This window comes from Streptomyces sp. NPDC031418, from assembly GCF_055581605.1.
In genome coordinates this window covers 149,220-165,778 of the sequence record NZ_JBVIJC010000010.1, presented here as the reverse complement: position 1 = coordinate 165,778, position 16,559 = coordinate 149,220, and the positions used below count along the sequence as shown (strand labels likewise).

16 protein-coding genes and 1 pseudogene are annotated in these 16,559 nt (G+C 70.4%); 8 read left to right on the top strand and 9 right to left on the bottom strand.

What is annotated here, in order from left to right; translation table 11 throughout:
• Window positions 1-60: 60 nt before the first annotated feature.
• Window positions 61-723, top strand: coding sequence for a hypothetical protein (locus tag ACZ5CZ_RS16720; protein ID WP_385840171.1), 663 nt, complete (start codon window positions 61-63; stop codon window positions 721-723).
• Window positions 724-777: 54 nt separating this feature from the next.
• Here the strand turns inward: ACZ5CZ_RS16720 and ACZ5CZ_RS16715 are convergent, their stop codons facing one another.
• Window positions 778-3,372 (bottom strand): DUF6185 family protein, encoded by a 2,595-nt coding sequence (locus ACZ5CZ_RS16715; protein ID WP_468943326.1) that lies wholly within the window; start codon window positions 3,370-3,372, stop codon window positions 778-780.
• Window positions 3,373-3,546: 174 nt separating this feature from the next.
• Here ACZ5CZ_RS16715 and ACZ5CZ_RS16710 point away from each other — a divergent pair, with 174 nt between their 5' ends.
• On the top strand, window positions 3,547-3,963 hold the full coding sequence (locus ACZ5CZ_RS16710; protein ID WP_468943324.1) for a hypothetical protein: 417 nt from the start codon (window positions 3,547-3,549) through the stop codon (window positions 3,961-3,963).
• A 60-nt stretch (window positions 3,964-4,023) separates the two neighbouring features.
• On the opposite strand, the gene ACZ5CZ_RS16705 is transcribed toward ACZ5CZ_RS16710, so the two are convergent.
• From ACZ5CZ_RS16705 to ACZ5CZ_RS16695, 3 genes are read right to left on the bottom strand one after another with little or no spacing between them, the layout of a single operon-like run.
• Complete coding sequence (locus ACZ5CZ_RS16705; protein WP_385840167.1) at window positions 4,024-5,157, bottom strand: Mrp/NBP35 family ATP-binding protein; 1,134 nt, start codon at window positions 5,155-5,157, stop codon at window positions 4,024-4,026.
• 43 nt (window positions 5,158-5,200) lie between these two features.
• Window positions 5,201-5,830, bottom strand: a complete 630-nt coding sequence (locus ACZ5CZ_RS16700; RefSeq protein ID WP_385840166.1) for a DUF1003 domain-containing protein — start codon at window positions 5,828-5,830, stop codon at window positions 5,201-5,203.
• Complete coding sequence (locus tag ACZ5CZ_RS16695; protein ID WP_468943320.1) at window positions 5,820-7,115, bottom strand: magnesium transporter MgtE N-terminal domain-containing protein; 1,296 nt, start codon at window positions 7,113-7,115, stop codon at window positions 5,820-5,822. The genes ACZ5CZ_RS16700 and ACZ5CZ_RS16695 overlap by 11 nt, the downstream gene beginning before the upstream one ends.
• A 266-nt stretch (window positions 7,116-7,381) precedes the next feature.
• Here ACZ5CZ_RS16695 and ACZ5CZ_RS16690 point away from each other — a divergent pair, with 266 nt between their 5' ends.
• Window positions 7,382-8,140: a hypothetical protein gene (locus ACZ5CZ_RS16690; protein ID WP_385840163.1), complete on the top strand. Its 759-nt coding sequence runs from the start codon at window positions 7,382-7,384 to the stop codon at window positions 8,138-8,140.
• Window positions 8,141-8,163: 23 nt separating this feature from the next.
• Here the strand turns inward: ACZ5CZ_RS16690 and ACZ5CZ_RS16685 are convergent, their stop codons facing one another.
• Together ACZ5CZ_RS16685 and ACZ5CZ_RS16680 are read right to left on the bottom strand one after the other, a co-directional pair.
• Window positions 8,164-8,673: a hypothetical protein gene (locus ACZ5CZ_RS16685; protein ID WP_468943316.1), complete on the bottom strand. Its 510-nt coding sequence runs from the start codon at window positions 8,671-8,673 to the stop codon at window positions 8,164-8,166.
• 33 nt (window positions 8,674-8,706) lie between these two features.
• Window positions 8,707-9,846, bottom strand: a complete 1,140-nt coding sequence (locus ACZ5CZ_RS16680; RefSeq protein ID WP_385840161.1) for a magnesium and cobalt transport protein CorA — start codon at window positions 9,844-9,846, stop codon at window positions 8,707-8,709.
• Between the two features lie 471 nt (window positions 9,847-10,317).
• Between ACZ5CZ_RS16680 and ACZ5CZ_RS16675 the strand changes: the two genes are divergently transcribed.
• The 4 genes from ACZ5CZ_RS16675 to ACZ5CZ_RS16660 all read left to right on the top strand — a co-directional run bounded on the left by ACZ5CZ_RS16675 (window position 10,318) and on the right by ACZ5CZ_RS16660 (window position 13,397).
• A complete protein-coding gene (locus ACZ5CZ_RS16675) occupies window positions 10,318-10,902 on the top strand; it encodes a suppressor of fused domain protein (protein ID WP_385840160.1) in 585 nt (194 codons plus the stop codon).
• 150 nt (window positions 10,903-11,052) lie between these two features.
• Window positions 11,053-11,694: a DUF6758 family protein gene (locus ACZ5CZ_RS16670; protein ID WP_385840159.1), complete on the top strand. Its 642-nt coding sequence runs from the start codon at window positions 11,053-11,055 to the stop codon at window positions 11,692-11,694.
• 100 nt (window positions 11,695-11,794) lie between these two features.
• Window positions 11,795-12,652, top strand: coding sequence for a PHP domain-containing protein (locus ACZ5CZ_RS16665; protein WP_468943312.1), 858 nt, complete (start codon window positions 11,795-11,797; stop codon window positions 12,650-12,652).
• Between the two features lie 139 nt (window positions 12,653-12,791).
• A complete protein-coding gene (locus ACZ5CZ_RS16660) occupies window positions 12,792-13,397 on the top strand; it encodes a MarC family protein (protein ID WP_385840157.1) in 606 nt (201 codons plus the stop codon).
• 57 nt (window positions 13,398-13,454) lie between these two features.
• On the opposite strand, the gene ACZ5CZ_RS16655 is transcribed toward ACZ5CZ_RS16660, so the two are convergent.
• Window positions 13,455-13,607 carry a hypothetical protein gene (locus ACZ5CZ_RS16655; RefSeq protein ID WP_385840156.1) on the bottom strand — a complete coding sequence of 51 codons (153 nt, stop codon included), beginning with the start codon at window positions 13,605-13,607 and terminating at the stop codon, window positions 13,455-13,457.
• Window positions 13,608-13,844: 237 nt separating this feature from the next.
• On the opposite strand from ACZ5CZ_RS16655, the gene ACZ5CZ_RS16650 reads away from it, so the two are divergent.
• Complete coding sequence (locus ACZ5CZ_RS16650) at window positions 13,845-14,741, top strand: NYN domain-containing protein (protein WP_468943308.1); 897 nt, start codon at window positions 13,845-13,847, stop codon at window positions 14,739-14,741.
• An 18-nt stretch (window positions 14,742-14,759) separates the two neighbouring features.
• On the opposite strand, the gene ACZ5CZ_RS16645 is transcribed toward ACZ5CZ_RS16650, so the two are convergent.
• Window positions 14,760-15,641 (bottom strand): alpha/beta fold hydrolase, encoded by an 882-nt coding sequence (locus ACZ5CZ_RS16645; RefSeq protein WP_468943306.1) that lies wholly within the window; start codon window positions 15,639-15,641, stop codon window positions 14,760-14,762.
• Window positions 15,642-15,821: 180 nt separating this feature from the next.
• Window positions 15,822-16,559 (bottom strand): annotated as a pseudogene (locus tag ACZ5CZ_RS16640) (DEAD/DEAH box helicase); the annotation flags it as partial.

Below are 16,559 nucleotides of genomic sequence, written 5' to 3'. Positions count from 1 at the left end.
GTACGCCCGAAGGGGGGCGGGCCGCCCCGGTCCGACGAGAGCGAGGAGGCGTCCGGGCAGATGGAGACGACGAGTCGGGTGGGCGCGCAGGCGCCGGTCGCGGAGGGGCAGCAACTGCCCTCCGCCCGGCGTACGGTCGACGGTTACCTGGAGGCGCCCTTCCCGTGGTACGCCCTGGACGAGGCGTTCACGGGACCGCGCTGGCTGATGCAGGTCGGTATGGCTTCCGACGGCGCCGTCGAACACGGGTCGATCGGGCACGGCGACGAGCCCTCCGTCCGCGGCGAGACCGGCTCCCCCGGTGAGCCGCGGGAGAAGTTCGCGGTCGTGGTCACCGTCGCCGCGCATCCGTCCCGGCGCAGCGCCGACGGTACGGGACTGCTGGAGGCCACATCGGTCTCCTCGGCCGCGTGGCTGGCGGGGGTGGGGCTGCTCTCCTTCACCTGGCCCGGGCAGATGGACCACAGCCTGCGCGACGACTGGCTGGAGCAGCAGACGGAGACCGCCTGGGCGCTGGCCGACGACCTGGACGGGTCGGAGTGGTCCAGACTGTCCCTGCCGGTGGACGGGGCGGCCGCCTCTTTCTACTACCGGGAGTCCGAGTTCGGCTGGGTACTGGCCGGTACGACGGAGGCAGGCGTGCATCTGGGGGCGTACGGGCGGGGCATGAGCGCGTACGGGCTGGGCTTTTCCGTGGTGAAGGACATCGCCGCGTACGCGTAGCCGGATCCGTCAGGGGGGACCGCCGTAGCCGTCGGCGGTCCCGGACGTGTCCGGCTAGTGGCTCGTCAACTGATGCCAGATGGCTACGGCCACTCCGATCTGGGCCAGGATCGAGGCGCCCTGTGTCGAGAGCCCCCGAAGCTGGTAGAGCGACAACAGCAGCGCGAGACGACGGGGCCAGTACTGCCGTTCCTCCCCGAAGGTCGAGGTGTCCATCCAGATGCTGGTGAGCGTCAGGATGAGGAGCATGAGCACCGAGTAGAAGAGCAGGTCACGGAAGTCCACACCGGTGAACTCGTTGAGCAGCAGGAACAGGCAGGCGGGCACGGCGTAGGCGAAGGTCAGGCTCCATGCGCGAGCGGGGCTGTGGCGGCCGGGGAGCACACGCCACAGCGTGCCCAGGACGAAACCGGCGCCCGCCCACGCCACCTGGTAGGCGAGGAAGTTCGCGACGACTCCCGGGATCGCCGTGGGCTCGGAAGTGAGCTGGATCCAGCTCCAGGGGTCCTTGGTGTCCAGATAGAGCAGGGCTCCGCTTGCGGGGATCCCGAAGCAGAAGGCCACACACCCGGCGTGCACGCCATTGTTCCACCAGTGGTCTCTCGGCCCCCAGGCCAGGGCGGCGTCCAGGACGGAAAGATAGGCGGGTGGTTTCTTTTCCCCGCATCCGTCCACCAGCCACCGGCGCAGTGCCCGAAGTCTTCCTTCCAGTTCCTCGCGTGTGACGTTCCCGGCGCGTCCTTGGTCCAGCAGCTGCAACTGGTGGTTGATGTTGCGGTATTCGTGGGCCTTCGCCATCAGGTCACCGCGACGCTTCATGCTTCTCAGTCTCTTCACGCAAAACGTGTTGCCCAGCTGGTTCAGTACCGCCCACTTTCGCCCCACGGCGAGAACCACGAACAGCGAGCCCATGTTCAGGATGATCCAGACGCCGTACTGGTAATTGATTCCGGCGAAGGCGGCGCCCCGCAGTCCCACCGTGAAGACGAACACCGCCGCGACGAGCAGCAGGTCGGGGGCTGCCGGGCCCAGGATCGGCTTCTCATGTTTATGGTCTGCCGATGTCCTTTGCGCTCCGAAGTGAAAGTGCAACAAGGCGAAAAGTGCGACACCCGTCAAAATCCAACTGTAGGCGAAAATCCAGATCAGGCCGGTGAACGAGAAATTTGCCCGGGATTTACTGGCGTATTCTCCGTACCCGTGCACAGCGTTCTGGTCGGTGAGCCAGTAGAGCCTCTTCCACTGGTTTTCGGCCACCCACCAGAAGCAGCCGAGCAGACTCCCGGCGACCGCAGCGAGCAGCGTGGAGACGACGAGGACACAGCGCACGGGAGCGTTGTTCCACGTCCGGTACCAGGAGCCGGGGAGCAGCGCGCCCTCGCGGGCGAAACGCCACGCCCACGCCGCCATGGCGGCCAGCCACAACCACACGATCGCCAGGCCCATGAGCACATAGCCGATATCGCCGGAGACACTCGGCTCTGCCTTTGACACAAGGGCGTCCGGCAGGCCGAACATCGCCGGCGCCAGGATCACCAGCAGAGCGATGGCCGCCACCGCCGACGCCACGCCGAGGACGGCGTACCTCTGGCGAGGGCGATGACTGTCGGCGGTGCCGGTGTCACCGGTCGCGCCGTCCGGGGCGGGGACGGGCGTACCGCTGTACCAGGGGCGGGCGACGAGAACCAGGGCGAGGCCGGCGGCGACGCAGACGAGAGCACGCCACCGGGGGCTGATCGGCGGCTGGGAGATGAGCAGCAGCAGCATGAGGGCGAATGCGCCGCTGAGCAGGGCCCATTGCAGCACGGCCCCCGCGGCGCTGTCGTCGTCCCTTCCGGCGTCGGCGACCACGGCCTGCGCCGTGGGGGCCGACGCCCCGGCCGCGGCGGCGGAATGCGTTCGCCGGGTGCGCCGTGCGGCCAGTGCGATCACGAGGGAAGCGCTCACCCACCAAGCCGCGACTCCGACCTTGTTCCAGATCGACTGGTCATAACTCAAGCGCCAGTAGCGCTGCCACGGGAGATCGATTTTGAACGTGATGCGCGTGGGCTTCTGATTTTCCCAGAGCAGGGTCTTCTCGTTGGAGGACGATGCCAGCTTGGAGCTGTCATTGAAACGCATGCCGCCCATCTCCGCCTTGATGGTCTGCCAGTGCGCATTCTGCAGCGTCGGCGGAAGGAGGCGGATCTGCCACATTCTGTGGCTGTCCCTGGCGATCTGCCAGGGGCCGAGCCGGATGGGTCTGTAGTTCTTGATCCAGGTGAAAGAATCATACTGTACCGTGACGTTTCGGGTGTCGGCCGTCACCACCGGATCATGCGGCCGCCATTCCTGACGCGGACCATTGTCCGTCCCGCGCAGCAGACAGTGCATCGCCTTGTGGTAGTCCGCGGAGTCCTCACTGAAGGTCAGCTGCCGCGCTGCAGGCCACTGGTTCAGGGGGACCCGGACCATCATGTAGGAATAGATCTTCAGGTAGTTCTTGCTGTGCTGGTCGAATTGGATTCTGGCGTCCACCGTACTGGCGTCGAGCTGATGGGCCCAGCAGGCGTCACTGTTGTTCTGTCGCGCCTCCGCCGAGGGAGCCACCCACCACATCGCGGCCAGGATCATCAACAGTAAAAAGCGCCGCCACCGGATACCCTGCATCGCCCCGAAGCCTCCTCTGCGAGGAATTTAGGACGGTGTCATATGTCGCGGCCTCCGACGCGCGGAAGAAATTTCGAAAACCCACCCCATCAGCCGTTCTCTGCCGAATTGCAGGAAATAGGTCAGTGGCTGATAATGGAATCGGATGACCGTCAACTACTTGACGGAGGAACCATGACGGACATAAACGTTTCCGCTCCGAGGATTCCGCTGCCCGGCTTTGCGGAAGCCGAGGGGCTGGGGCCTCGGGACGCGGAGTTCGTCCGGGATCTGGTGGCGGTGCTGGCCAAGCACGGGAATCTGGACCGTTTCGGTCTGTGCCTGTTGCACGACCACTTCCCGCTCGCGGCGGACGAGGTGCTGGTGGAGACGAACGACCCGAAGGACCGCACGCTGCACGTTCATGTGGAGAAGGCGGACCGGACGCGGCACGTCAAGGCATCGCAATGGCGGTTCGTGCCACACGCCGAACGAGGCCCGGACGGTCAGACCCCGGCCGGCTCCTTCCAGGAGGTCATGCTGTGCACCACGCTGGACCTGTGCCCGGGGCGCGAGCAGGAGCGCGTGCGTGAAGAGGGGCACCGTCCGTGAAGGACGGCGCCCCTTCGGCGTAGCCGTAGCTGCTGTCGCCCGTCGTGGCGGCAGCGGCTTCTAGAACTTGTTCTTCGGGGTGATCCCCAGCGACAGACCCGACAGGCCCCGCTGCCGGCCGCCGAGCTTGCCCGCGATCGCGCGCAGGGCCGAGCCCGCGGGGGAGTCCGGGTCGGTCAGGACGACCGGCTTGCCCTCGTCGCCGCCCTCGCGCAGGCGGACGTCGATCGGGATGGAGCCGAGCACCGGGACGGTCGCACCGGTGGTGCGGGTCAGGCCGTCGGCGACCAGCTGGCCGCCGCCGGTGCCGAACACGTCGACCATCTCGTCGCAGTGCGGGCAGGGCAGCCCGGACATGTTCTCGACCACGCCGACGATCTTCTGGTGGGTCTGTACGGCGATGGAACCGGCGCGCTCGGCGACCTCGGCCGCCGCCTGCTGCGGGGTCGTCACGACCAGGATCTCGGCGTTCGGGACCAGCTGCGCGACCGAGATCGCGATGTCGCCGGTGCCGGGCGGCAGGTCCAGGAGCAGGACGTCCAGGTCACCCCAGTAGACGTCGGCCAGGAACTGCTGGAGGGCGCGGTGCAGCATGGGGCCGCGCCAGACCACCGGAGCGTTGCCCGGCGTGAACATGCCGATGGAGATGACCTTCACGCCGTTCGCGGACGGCGGCATGATCATGTTCTCGACCTGGGTGGGACGGCCGTCCGCTCCCAGCATGCGCGGCACCGAGTGGCCGTAGATGTCGGCGTCGACGACACCGACCTTGAGGCCGTCGGCCGCCATCGCGGCCGCCAGGTTGACCGTGACCGAGGACTTGCCGACGCCGCCCTTGCCGGAGGCGACCGCGTAGACCCGGGTGAGGCTGCCCGGCTTGGCGAAGGGCACCTCGCGCTCGGTCTGGCCGCCGCGCAGGGCCGCCGCCAGCTCCTTGCGCTGCTCGTCACTCATCACGTCGAGCGTGACATCGACCCGGGTGACGCCCTCGACCCGGGAGACCGCCTCGGTGACGCGCTGGGTGATCGTGTCGCGCATCGGGCAGCCGGAGACCGTGAGGTACACGGTGACCGCGACCGCCCCGTCCGCTCCGATCTCCACCGACTTGACCATCCCCAGCTCGGTGATGGGGCGGTTGATCTCGGGGTCGTTCACCGTCGCCAGTGCCTCGCGCACCGCGTCTTCCGTAGCCATAAGGACGATGGTACGGCGCCGTGAGGGGCCCCCGGGTAGCCCCTCAGCGGTCGTCTGCGTCACGTCCCGGTGACCGGTCTGACCGTTCCGCCGGGAATACGACACGGTCGCTGCGGCCCTGGCGCTCCTCCAGCTCCTTGAGCAGGTCCTGGAGCTCCGAGCGGATCCAGTCGCGGGTGGCCACCTCGCCGAGGCCCATCCGCAGCGCGGCGACCTCCCGGGTCAGGTACTCGGTGTCGGCGATGGACCGCTCGTTCTGCTTGCGGTCCTGCTCCAGGTTGACCCGGTCCCGGTCGTCCTGCCGGTTCTGCGCGAGCAGGATCAGCGGGGCCGCGTAGGAGGCCTGAAGGGACAGCACCAGGGTCAGGAAGATGAACGGGTATTCGTCGAAGCGCAGGTGCCGGGGCGCGGTGATGTTCCACAGCACCCAGACGATGATGACGACCGTCATCCAGACGATGAAGCGTCCGGTGCCCAGGAACCGGGCGATCCGCTCCGACAGCCGGCCGAAGGCCTCCGGGTCCCACTCGGGCAGGAACCGGTGCCGGGGCGGGCGCGGCAGGTCCAGCCGGGGCATGCGGGGCCGGGTCGCGGCGGTGGCGCCCGAGGGGTTGCGTTCCCGGCCGTGCTCGGAACGGGCCGCCGTGCGGCCGCTGTCGCGCTCAGGAGCCATGGCTGACCACCCCGTCGCCCGCGCCCTCGTCCAGGTGGAACTCCGTCTCCCGCCAGTCCTCGGGCAGCATGTGGTCCAGTACGTCGTCCACGGTCACCGCGCCGAGCAGCGAGCCGGAGTCGTCCACCACGGGCGCGGCGACCATGTCGTACGTGGCGAAGAACCCGGCGATCACCGGCAGCGTGGCGTCCGGGGCGAGCGGTTGCAGATCGTCGTCCACCAGCGAGCTGACCAGGGTGTACGGGGGGTCGCGCAGCAGCCGCTGGAAGTGCACGGTGCCCAGGTATTTCCCGGTCGGCGTCTCGTCCGGCGGGCGGCAGACATAGACCTGGGCGGCGAGGGCGGGGGACAGGTCCGGGTTGCGCACCCGGGCGAGCGCGTCGGCGACGGTGGCGTCCGGCCGCAGCACGATCGGCTCGGTGGTCATCAGTCCGCCGGCCGTGTGCTCCTCGTACGACATCAGGCGCCGCATGTCGGCCGCGTCGCCGGGCTGCATCAGGCTGAGCAGACGCTCCTTGTCCGCCTCCGGCAGCTCGGCGAGCAGGTCGGCCGCGTCGTCCGGGTCCATGGCCTCCAGCACGTCCGCCGCGCGCTCCTCCGCGAGCTTGCCGAGGATCTCGATCTGGTCGTCCTCCGGCAGCTCCTCCAGTACGTCGGCCAGCCGGTCGTCGTCGAGGGCGGCGGCGACCTCCGCGCGCCGCTTGGGGGAGAGGTGGTGCAGCACATTGGCCAGGTCGGCGGGGCGCAGCTGTTCGAAGGTGGCGAGCAGGTTCTCGGCGCCCTGTCCGTGCTCCTCCAGCGAGAACCCGGTCACGGCCGACCACTCGGCGGTCAGCGTCTCGCCCTTGGCCCGTCGGAAGGCGCTGCCCTTCCTGCCCTTGCGCACGAAGACCCGGTCGACCTCCCAGTCCCGGCGGGCGGGCAGCTGCTGCACGGAGACATCGAGGACGGTGACCTCCTCGCCGGTCTCCACCAGCGTCACGCGGCGGTCCAGCAGCTCGCCGAAGACCAGTCGCTCGGTGGGCCGCTGCTCGAAGCGGCGGACGTTCATCACGCCGGTGATGATGACCTGCCCGGACTCGACGCCGGTGACCCGGGTCATCGGCAGGAAGATACGGCGCCGGGTGGCCAGCTCCACGACCAGGCCGAGCACGCGCGGGGGCCTGCGGCCCACCCGCAGCATGACGACCAGATCGCGGACGCGGCCCACCTGGTCGCCGTTCGGATCGAAGACGGGGACCCCGGCGAGATGCGAGACGAAGATCCGGGGGGCGCCGGCTGCCATGGCTCTGCTTCCTTTGCCTTGCTGTGCGGATGCCTTGCTGTACGGATGGCTCCTGTACGGGTGCAGCTGCTGTACGGGTGCCTTGCTGGGTGTGAAGTACGGGGCGGGATTTGCTCGGATCTGCCCGCTCGGGTGCGCTTCAGGCTAGCCCGTACCGGTCGGATACGCCCTGGTGGGCGGTCCGGACGGACTGGCTCCGCCGGGCGGCCGGTACACCGGTACGCTGCGGTACGCCGTTCAGGAGCCGTCGGAAAGGCCCCCCATCCGTGACTTCGATTCCCCCCGGCCGCCCTCGCCGAGCCCCTCTGCTGACCGCGACATGCGCGCTGGCCGTGACCGGTGCGGTGGTGCTGACCGGGTGTGGCGGCGGTGGCGATCCGGACGCGGGGACGAACGGGGTGGGCAAGCTGTCCGCCGGGCAGATCCAGTCCCGGACCCGGTCGGCGGCGGACGCGGCCGAGACCGTACGGCTGTCCGGGACCGTGGTCGCCGGCGGCCGTACGTACACCCTGGACATGCGGCTCAAGGCCGACGGCGGCACCGGCTCGGTGACCTCGCAGGGCTCCACCCTCCAGCTGCTGCGGGTCGGCCGGCGGCTGTACCTGAAGGCCGACGCCGGCTTCTGGAACCAGGCCGAGGGGCAGGACGGCGGCAGCGGTGACGCGGTCGCCGCCAAGCTGGGCGGGAAGTACGTGAAGGTCCCGCAGGGGGACCCCGCGTACAAGAAGTTCAGCGGCTTCACGTACAAGTCCGTGCTCCTCGACGGTCTGCTGCCGCTGCACGGCAGGCTGGCGAAGGAAGGCCATCACGACCAGGCGGGTACCCCGACGATCCGCATCACCGGCGACGACGGCTCCGGCGGCACCCTGGACGTCTCCCTCCAGGGCAAGCCGTACCCGCTGCGTCTGGTCCGCGCCGGCGCGGCGGGCACGCTCCGCTTCTCGGACTGGGGCCAGGACTTCACCGTCACCGAGCCGGCCTCCTCGGACACGGTGGACTACGGCAAGCAGCTCCCGACGTCCTGACGTCCCGGGGCTTCGGCCGGCCGCTACTTACGTCGCTTGGCCAGCAGCCTCGGCAGGCCCGCCGGAATCGGTCGCCGGGTCGTCGCCGGCGTCGGCACCGGCGCCTCGGCCAGGCTGCCCTCGGGCAACGGCGTCACGGCCCCGGCCGGGGTCAGCCGCAGCACCCTGCACTCGCGGGCCCAGCGGGCCGGCATCTCCTCGCCGTCGGGGGCGTTCAGCCGCTTGCCCTTCAGCTCGGCGACCGCCGCCTCCCACTCCGGCGAGCCGGCCGCCACCTCGGACACGGTCACCGGGAAGGTCACCAGCCGGCCGCCCTTGTCCTTGCTGCGCACGCTCACCTCGGCGGCGCCCCCGTCGGCCAGCCCCTCCAGCGGCTGCTCACCGGGGCCGCCGCCCACCAGGCACACCGCGCCCTCGTGCCACACATGCCACAGCGCACGCGCCGCCGGAGCGCCGGTGGCCCTGACCCAGATGAGGCCGGACTTCTTCGTGGCCTCCTCGATGAGGGCCCGGTCGAGCAGCTCGCTTGTCATGGGGCTCACCCTATCCAGGCCCGGCGGGCCCGCTCACAGCCAGCCGTTGCGCTTCAGCGTGCGGTGGATGCCGAGACACAGGGCGACCGTGAGGCCCATGATCACCGGGTAGCCGTACTTCCAGTGCAGCTCCGGCATGTACGTGAAGTTCATGCCGTACACGCCGGCGACCATCGTCGGCACCGCGAAGATCGCGGCCCACGAGGTGATCTTCCGCATGTCCTCGTTCTGCGCCACCGAGGCCTGGGCGAGGTTGGCCTGGAGGATGGAGTTGAGGAGTTCGTCGAAGCCCAGCACCTGCTCCTGGACCCGGGCGAGGTGGTCGGCGACGTCCCGGAAGTACTTCTGGATGTCCGGGTCGATCAGCCGCATCGGCCGCTCGCTCAGCAGCTGCATCGGCCGCAGCAGCGGCGCCACCGCCCGCTTGAACTCCAGCACCTCACGCTTGAGTTGGTAGATCCGCGTCGAGTCCACACCGCGCGAGGCCCCGCCGCGCGGGCCCGGCGAGAAGACCTCGGTCTCCACCTCGTCGATGTCGTCCTGCACCGCGTCGGCGACCGCGATATAGCCGTCCACGACATGGTCGGCGATCGCGTGCAGCACCGCCGAGGGCCCCTTGGCCAGCAGCTCCGGCTCGTCCTGGAGCCGGTGCCGCAGCGCCCTGAGCGAGCCCTGGCCGCCGTGCCGGACGGTGATGAAGAAGTCCCGGCCGGTGAAGCACATGACCTCGCCGGTCTCCACGACCTCGCTGCTGTCGGTCAGCTGGTCGTGCTCGACGTAGTGGATGGTCTTGAACACGGTGAAGAGCGAGTCGTCGTACCGCTCCAGCTTCGGCCGCTGGTGTGCCTGCACCGCGTCCTCGACGGCCAGCGGGTGCAGCCCGAACTCGGCCGCGATACCGGCGAATTCCGCCTCGGTGGGCTCGTGCAGCCCGATCCAGACGAAGCCGCCGTCACGGCGCACCAGGCGCATGGCCTCCTGCGGGGTGAGCGGCTTGGCGTGCTGTACCCGCACCCCGTCGCGGTAGACGGCGCAGTCGACGACGGCCGAGGGCGTGGCCGGGTCGCGCGTGGTGTCGTACGACGGGCCGGGGCTCGGGGCGGCGTTCATCGCCTTGCGCAGCGAGACGCGGGACGGACGGACCACGGCGCGCAGGTCGCGGATCATCGACATGGGCAGGCTCCTTCGCGGGCAGGCGGCGAAAGCGCGCGGCGACGGGTGGAACTACCCGGAATGGGGACGTCCTCGACTGCGGATGTTTGGCACGTCCACAAAGCGGGGAGCACCGCACCGTCACGGTGGCGACTTCGCCACTGATGCAGAACTGATTCAGATCAGCAGACAGATCAGGCAAAGCGAAACGAGTGCTCTTCCGGACGACCACGCGCACGGGAAGGCGGCAACCAGCCGACAGCAGACAGGGACTACATCAGCGGGCGGAAGAGCGAGTGGTACTACCAGGTCGACTTCGATCCATGACAGCCCCACCTCCTCCGGCCGGTCCCTCGTAAGGGAGTGTCCTCGGCGTCGGGACTCGATAGCGACGCTTCTGCGTGCTGCCCCGAACTACCGGCTCAGAGTATCAGCCGCCTGAACTGTCAAGGCGCCCCTTTGCTTGCTACTGACGAGTTCTATGCTCACCGCATGGTTGATGTTCTTCCTCTGGTCGAGGCACGGTTGACGACCGCGCTGGGCGAACCGGACGCGCGCGCCGCCGTCACCTTCCTCGGTACGGACCGCATCGAGGTGCTCCGGTTCCACGAGGGGGACGTGGTCCGTTACGCCACCCTCGGCATGTCCGCACAGCCCATGGCGGACCCGACCGCGATGCTCGCCGACCCGGTCAAGGGCCCGCGCGCCGAACTGGTCCTCTCCGTCCGCGCCGGCGCCGCCGACACCGACAAGGTGCTCCGTCCGCTCGCCGTGCTCGCCGCGTCCCCGCAGGTGGAGGGGTTGGTGGTGACCCCGGGCGCGTCCCTGGACACCGGCGAGCCGCTGTGGCCGGGGGCGCCCTTCACCTCGGTCCTGGTGGGTGAGCCGGGCGGTCTGGTGGAGGACCTGGAGCTGGACGCTCCGCTGGATCCCGTACGGTTCCTGCCGCTGCTGCCGATGACCCCGAACGAGGCCGCCTGGAAGCGGGTGCACGGCGCCCAGGCCCTCCAGGAGCGCTGGCTCGCGAACGGCACGGATCTGCGGGACCCCGTCCGCCGGTCCGTCCCACTGGACTGACACCGAGTGAGCAAGCTCACCAAGAGGCGCGCCGCACCGGCCAGTTGGCGTCGGCAAGATCCGTAGGAGAGCCCTGGGCGGGTGATGTCTTCCGCCCGGACGGGTGATCGTCCTTGACGTGGGCGTGCGGGGGTAGGACCGTGGAGCCCTATGAGGGGCGAACCCAGTTGCCCGAGGTGCGGTGGCCGGGTCAGGGCGCCCGGTCTCTTCGCCGATGCGTGGCAGTGCGATGTGCACGGGCCGGTGTATCCGCTACAGCCCGTGATCCCGCCCAGCGTCGAGGCCCTCGCAGCCGTCGTGCACCGCACGCATGCACCCGTGTGGATGCCCTGGCCGCTGCCGGTCGGCTGGCTCTTCACCGGAGTGGCGTACGCGGGCGACGACCGCAGCGGCGGTCGTGCGACCGCCGTGGCCTGCACGGGACCCGGCCCGCTGGGCGGCCCCGGTGAGCTGATCCTGGTGGCCGAGGAACTGGGCGTCGGACTCGGCTCGCGGTACGCGGGCATCGACGGCCCGGACCCGGGGCCGTACATCAGTGTCGAGAAGCCGCCCCAGGCCAAGGTGCTGGCCGCCGGCCGGCCCACCCCGCTCTGGCATGTCTCGGCCACCCCCGACGACCGCGCGGTGTTCGCCGGCGAGGCGTGCGGGCTGTGGCTGTGGGCGGTGCTGTGGCCCGAGTCGTCCGCCATGCTCATGTACGACGAGCTGGTGCTGACCGATCTGCGGGATGCGGGAGCGGAGCTGGACCTGGTGCCGTGCGGGGCCCTGTCGCCGCGGCTGCTTCGGCCGTAACGCGCGGGGAGCCGAGGGCGGCGGCTGCGGCCGGGCGTTCCCCGGCCGGCCGTTATCCTTAGGTGTCCCCCTGCTGTGCCGTCACCCGTCTGGAGCTTGCGTGCGTATCGATCTGCACTGTCACTCCACGGCTTCCGACGGCACGGACACCCCGGCCGAGCTGGTGCGCCATGCCGCCGCGGCCGGGCTGGACGTGGTCGCGCTGACCGACCACGACACCACCCGTGGGTACGCCGAGGCGATCGCCGCGCTGCCCGAGGGGCTCACCCTGGTCACCGGTGCCGAGCTGTCCTGCCGGATCGACGGCATCTCGATGCACCTGCTGGCCTACCTCTTCGACCCCGAGGAGCCCGCTCTGCTCGCCGAGCGCGAGCTGGTCCGGGACGACCGGGTGCCGCGCGCGAAGGGCATGGTCGCCCAGCTGAACGCGCTGGGCGTCCCGGTCACCTGGGAGCAGGTGGAGCGCATCGCGGCCGGCGGCTCCGTGGGCCGCCCGCATGTCGCGAGCGCGCTGGTCGAGCTGGGTGTGGTGCCGACCGTGAGCGACGCGTTCACCCAGGAGTGGCTGGCCGACGGCGGACGAGCCTACGTGGCGAAGCACGAGACGGATCCCTTCGAGGCGATCCGGCTGGTCAAGGGCGCGGGCGGCGTGGCCGTCTTCGCGCACCCGGCCGCCGCCAAGCGCGGGCGCACGGTCCCCGAGTCGGCGATCGCCGAGATGGCTGCCGCCGGTCTCGACGGCATCGAGGTCGACCACATGGACCACGACCCGGACGACCGCGCCCGGCTGCGGGGTCTCGCGAAGGAACTGGGCCTGCTGGTCACCGGCTCCTCGGACTACCACGGCAGCCGCAAGACCGTGTCGCTCGGCGAGTACACCACCGATCCCGAGGTGTACGGCGAGATCACGCGGCGCGCGACCGGGGCCTTCCCCGTCCCCGGCACCGGCGGAGCCTGACCCGCCCGGGCCGCTCGGCCCGTAGTCCCGCCGTATGTCCGCCCGGGGCACCTGTGTGCCACCGGGCTTCCCCCTCACAGCCGGTCCATGGCCGGTTCATGCCCGTCGTTTCTTCCTCCAGCAAGGCCTGTACTTCCTCATGTTCGACCTCGCCGTCTTCGGCTCTCTGTTTCTGACCCTTTTTGTCATCATGGATCCCCCCGGGATCACCCCGATCTTCCTCGCCCTCACCGCCGGGCGCCCGGCCAAGGTGCAGAAGCGGATGGCGTTCCAGGCCGTCTGCGTGGCGGGCGGGGTCATCGCCGTCTTCGGTGTCCTGGGCCATCAGATCCTGGACTACCTGCATGTGTCCGTGCCCGCGCTGATGATCGCGGGCGGGCTGCTGCTTCTGCTGATCGCGCTGGACCTGCTCACCGGCAAGAACGACGAGCCGAAGGCGACCAAGGACGTGAACGTCGCGCTGGTGCCGCTGGGCATGCCGCTGCTGGCGGGGCCGGGGGCGATCGTGTCGGTGATCCTGGCCGTGCAGAAGGCGGACAGTGTGGCCACGCAGGTCTCGGTGTGGACCGCGATCCTCGCGATCCATGTCGTGCTGTGGCTGGTGATGCGTTACTCGCTGCTGATCATCCGGATCATCAAGGACGGGGGTGTCGTCCTGGTGACGCGGCTCGCGGGCATGATGCTCTCCGCGATCGCGGTGCAGCAGATCATCAACGGGATCACTCAGGTGATCCGGGGGAGCTGAGCGGCGTCCGCTCGGCTCCCCCGGAAAGCTTGAGTGGGGAAGGCCCCGGCTGACCCGTTACGAGGCCGGGGAGTCGGCCGGGCGGATCCACAGGCGCTGTCCGATGGCGGCGGCCTGCTGCACGATCCGGTTGACGGAGGCGGCGTCCACGACGGTGGTGTCCACGGTGGAACCGTCGACCTCGTCGAGTCGCATGATCTCGAAGCGCATGGCTTCTCCCTTCGTCTGGTCATCCTCCTGCGGAGAACTACGCGGAGAACTACTGGGTGCGCCGGGAGGATGCCCGGCTCCGTAGTGAGTCAACGCGCCGCATGTTACAAACATTCCCTACGCTAAATAAATTTTTCGAACGGCTAATTACTGACCGGTAAAAGATCGCCAGGTGCCCCGACGGGACCGATCGGGACCGGTTGTGTTCGCAGTGTGACCAACTGGACAATAGGGGCGATGAACGACGACCTCGCGGTCCTCCGCGCCCGCATCGACCACACGAACGAGCTGCTGGAACGCATGCTCGCCGAGGTGGCGAAGACACCCTCGACCCACGCGATCTTCGTGGACGCGGGCTATCTGTACGCGGCCGCGGGCCGCCTCGTCGCCGGTACCGAGGACCGCCGGGCCTTCGACCTCGACGCCGAGGGCCTGATCGACGCCCTGATCGACAAGGCCCGCACGATCTTCGCGGACAGCCGGCTGCTGCGCGTCTACTGGTACGACGGCGCCCGCCGCCGCATCCACACCGCCGAGCAGCAGTCCATCGCCGAGCTGCCCGACGTCAAGGTCCGCCTCGGCAACCTCAACGCCAGCAACCAGCAGAAGGGCGTGGACTCCCTGATCCGCACGGACCTGGAGTCGCTGGCCCGCCACCGCGCCATCAGTGACGCGGCCCTGCTCGGCGGCGACGAGGATCTCGTCTCGGCGGTCGAGGCCGCCCAGGGCTACGGCGCCCGCGTCCACCTCTGGGGCGTCGAGGCCCCCGAGGGGCGCAACCAGGCGGAACCGCTGCTCTGGGAGGTCGACAGCCAGCGCACCTTCGACCTCGACTTCTTCAAGCCGTACGTCTCTCGTCGTGCCGCCGCGGCGTACGAGGCCACCGCCGGGGCCCGTCCCACCCGCGACGACGTCCGCTTCGTCGGCGCCCAGATCGCGGCCAAGTGGCTCGCCTCCCGGGGCCGTGAGGCGCTGGTCGAACTGCTTCCCGGCCATCCCTATCTGCCCGGCTCCGTCGACCAGGACCTGCTGGTCGAGGCCGAGAGCCTGCTCCAGTGCTCCCTGCGCGGCCAGGCGGACCTGCGCCGCGCCCTGCGCGACGGCTTCTGGGCGCACCTCCAGGCGCAGTACTAGGGCGCTGCCGGGGCCGGCTCAGGTGCGGGTGCCGCAGTCGTCCCAGAAGTCGGCGAGGGCCCGGGCCGTGGCGAGCGGGCGGTCGGTGTTGGGGGAGTGTTCGGCGCCCGCGATGACCGTCCGCCGCGCGGAGAGTCGTACCGCCATGTCGTCCAGCAGCGGCAGCGGCCAGGTGTCGTCCTGCGCGCCCGACAGCACATGGAACGGCAGCGGCACCGCGGCCAGTTCCGTGACCCGGTCCGGCTCCGTGCACAACTGCCGGCCGGTGGCGAGGAGTTGCGCGGGCCGGGTGCCCAGCCAGCGGCGCCGCAGGTCCTCCCGGTCGTCCAGCCCGCCCTCGATCTCGCGGGTCTCCGTCTCCTCGGGCGTCTCCATCGCCTGGAGGGCGTCCCAGACCTCCGCCATCGTCATCACCGACAGCGCGTCATGGAGCAGCTTCACCCGCTCCTGCTGGGGCTCGGAGATCTGCGCCGGGCCGGAGGACATCAGGGTCAGCGAGAGGAACGGCGTGTGGTCGAGCAGGACGGCCGCGCGCGAGATCTGTCCGCCGAGGGAGTGCCCCAGCAGATGCGCCGGCTGCCCGAGCGCCTCCGCCAGCGCGAGCACGTCCAGCGCCAACTCGGCCTGGGCGTAGGCGGATTCGTCGTCTTCGGGGCCGTCGGACTCGTACTGTCCACGGCCGTCGACGGCCACGGTCCGGTACCCGCGCTCGGCCAGCGGCACATGCAGCGGGTTGAAGTCCTCCTTGCTGCCGGTGAAACCCGGCAGCAGCAGCGCGACACCCCTGGGCTCGACCCCGGCGGCCACGGCAGCGTCGACGACGGCGAACTCGCCGCGCGCGGTCCGCAGGGAGTACGCACGGGCACCGGGGGGCGGGACGAAGGTGTCGGGCCTGCTCATGCGAAGAGGTTATCGGGCACGGTGGCCGAGCGGACCGCGCAGGGCGGGGCCGACAGGGGCCGAGCGGACCGCGCAGGGGCGGGGCGGCCAGGGGCAGGGCGGGAAACGGCGATGGCCCGGCCCACCGAAGTGGACCGGGCCAGCGCCCGCAGGGTGTACCGCCGCCTGAGCGGCGCCCGATCAGGCCTCGGGGGCCTCCACGGCCGCCGTCGCCTTGCGCGTACGGCGACGCGGCTTGACCTCCGGCTCCTCGGTGGCCTGGGCCGGGATCTCCGCGACGGCCGCCTCGGCGACCGCCTTGCGGGTCCGCCGCGGCTTCGGCGTGACCGCCTCGGCCCCGTCGACCGCCTCGACCGCGGCAGCGGCCGTCTTGCGGGTACGGCGCGGCTTGGCCTCCGCGGCGTCCGCCACCGGCTCGGCGGAGGCCGCCGTCTTGCGGGTCCGCTTGGGCTTGGTCTCGGCCTCGGGGGCGTCGGCTGCCTCGGCGGGGGCCGCGGTCTTGCGCGTGCGCCTCGGCTTGGCCTCGGCCGCGGGCGCATCCGTGGTCTCGGCGGGAGCCGCCGTCTTCCGGGTGCGCTTGGGCTTGGCCTCGGCTTCGGCCTCGGGGGCTTCGGCGGTCGGCGCGGCTGCGGTCGTCTTGCGGGTGCGGCGCGGCTTGGCGGCGGGGGCTGCCTCGTCGGCCGGGGTGTCCGCGGTGTCCGTGGCGGCCTTGGTGGCTGCGGTGGTCTTGCGGGTCCGCTTGGGCTTGGCTTCGGCTTCGACCTCGGCCGCGGGGGCGTCGGTGGTCTCGGCCGGGGCCGTGGTCTTGCGGGTGCGGCGCGGCTTGGCCTCGGCTTCGGCCTCGGGGGCTTCGGCGGTCGGCGCGGCTGCGGTCGTCTTGCGGGTGCGGCGCGGCTTGGCGGCGGGGGCTGCCTCGTC

Bases quoted from the DNA above. Each gene is read 5' to 3' on its own strand.
- ACZ5CZ_RS16675 (WP_385840160.1), top strand. From the start codon at position 10,318: ATGGTTGATGTTCTTCCTCTGGTCGAGGCACGGTTGACGACCGCGCTG.
- ACZ5CZ_RS16705 (WP_385840167.1), bottom strand. From the start codon at position 5,157: ATGGCTACGGAAGACGCGGTGCGCGAGGCACTGGCGACGGTGAACGAC.
- ACZ5CZ_RS16710 (WP_468943324.1), top strand. From the start codon at position 3,547: ATGACGGACATAAACGTTTCCGCTCCGAGGATTCCGCTGCCCGGCTTT.
- ACZ5CZ_RS16715 (WP_468943326.1), bottom strand. From the start codon at position 3,372: ATGCAGGGTATCCGGTGGCGGCGCTTTTTACTGTTGATGATCCTGGCC.
- ACZ5CZ_RS16680 (WP_385840161.1), bottom strand. From the start codon at position 9,846: ATGTCGATGATCCGCGACCTGCGCGCCGTGGTCCGTCCGTCCCGCGTC.
- ACZ5CZ_RS16695 (WP_468943320.1), bottom strand. From the start codon at position 7,115: ATGGCAGCCGGCGCCCCCCGGATCTTCGTCTCGCATCTCGCCGGGGTC.
- ACZ5CZ_RS16655 (WP_385840156.1), bottom strand. From the start codon at position 13,607: ATGCGCTTCGAGATCATGCGACTCGACGAGGTCGACGGTTCCACCGTG.
- ACZ5CZ_RS16645 (WP_468943306.1), bottom strand. From the start codon at position 15,641: ATGAGCAGGCCCGACACCTTCGTCCCGCCCCCCGGTGCCCGTGCGTAC.
- ACZ5CZ_RS16660 (WP_385840157.1), top strand. From the start codon at position 12,792: ATGTTCGACCTCGCCGTCTTCGGCTCTCTGTTTCTGACCCTTTTTGTC.
- ACZ5CZ_RS16700 (WP_385840166.1), bottom strand. From the start codon at position 5,830: ATGGCTCCTGAGCGCGACAGCGGCCGCACGGCGGCCCGTTCCGAGCAC.
- ACZ5CZ_RS16685 (WP_468943316.1), bottom strand. From the start codon at position 8,673: ATGACAAGCGAGCTGCTCGACCGGGCCCTCATCGAGGAGGCCACGAAG.
- ACZ5CZ_RS16670 (WP_385840159.1), top strand. From the start codon at position 11,053: ATGAGGGGCGAACCCAGTTGCCCGAGGTGCGGTGGCCGGGTCAGGGCG.
- ACZ5CZ_RS16720 (WP_385840171.1), top strand. From the start codon at position 61: ATGGAGACGACGAGTCGGGTGGGCGCGCAGGCGCCGGTCGCGGAGGGG.
- ACZ5CZ_RS16650 (WP_468943308.1), top strand. From the start codon at position 13,845: ATGAACGACGACCTCGCGGTCCTCCGCGCCCGCATCGACCACACGAAC.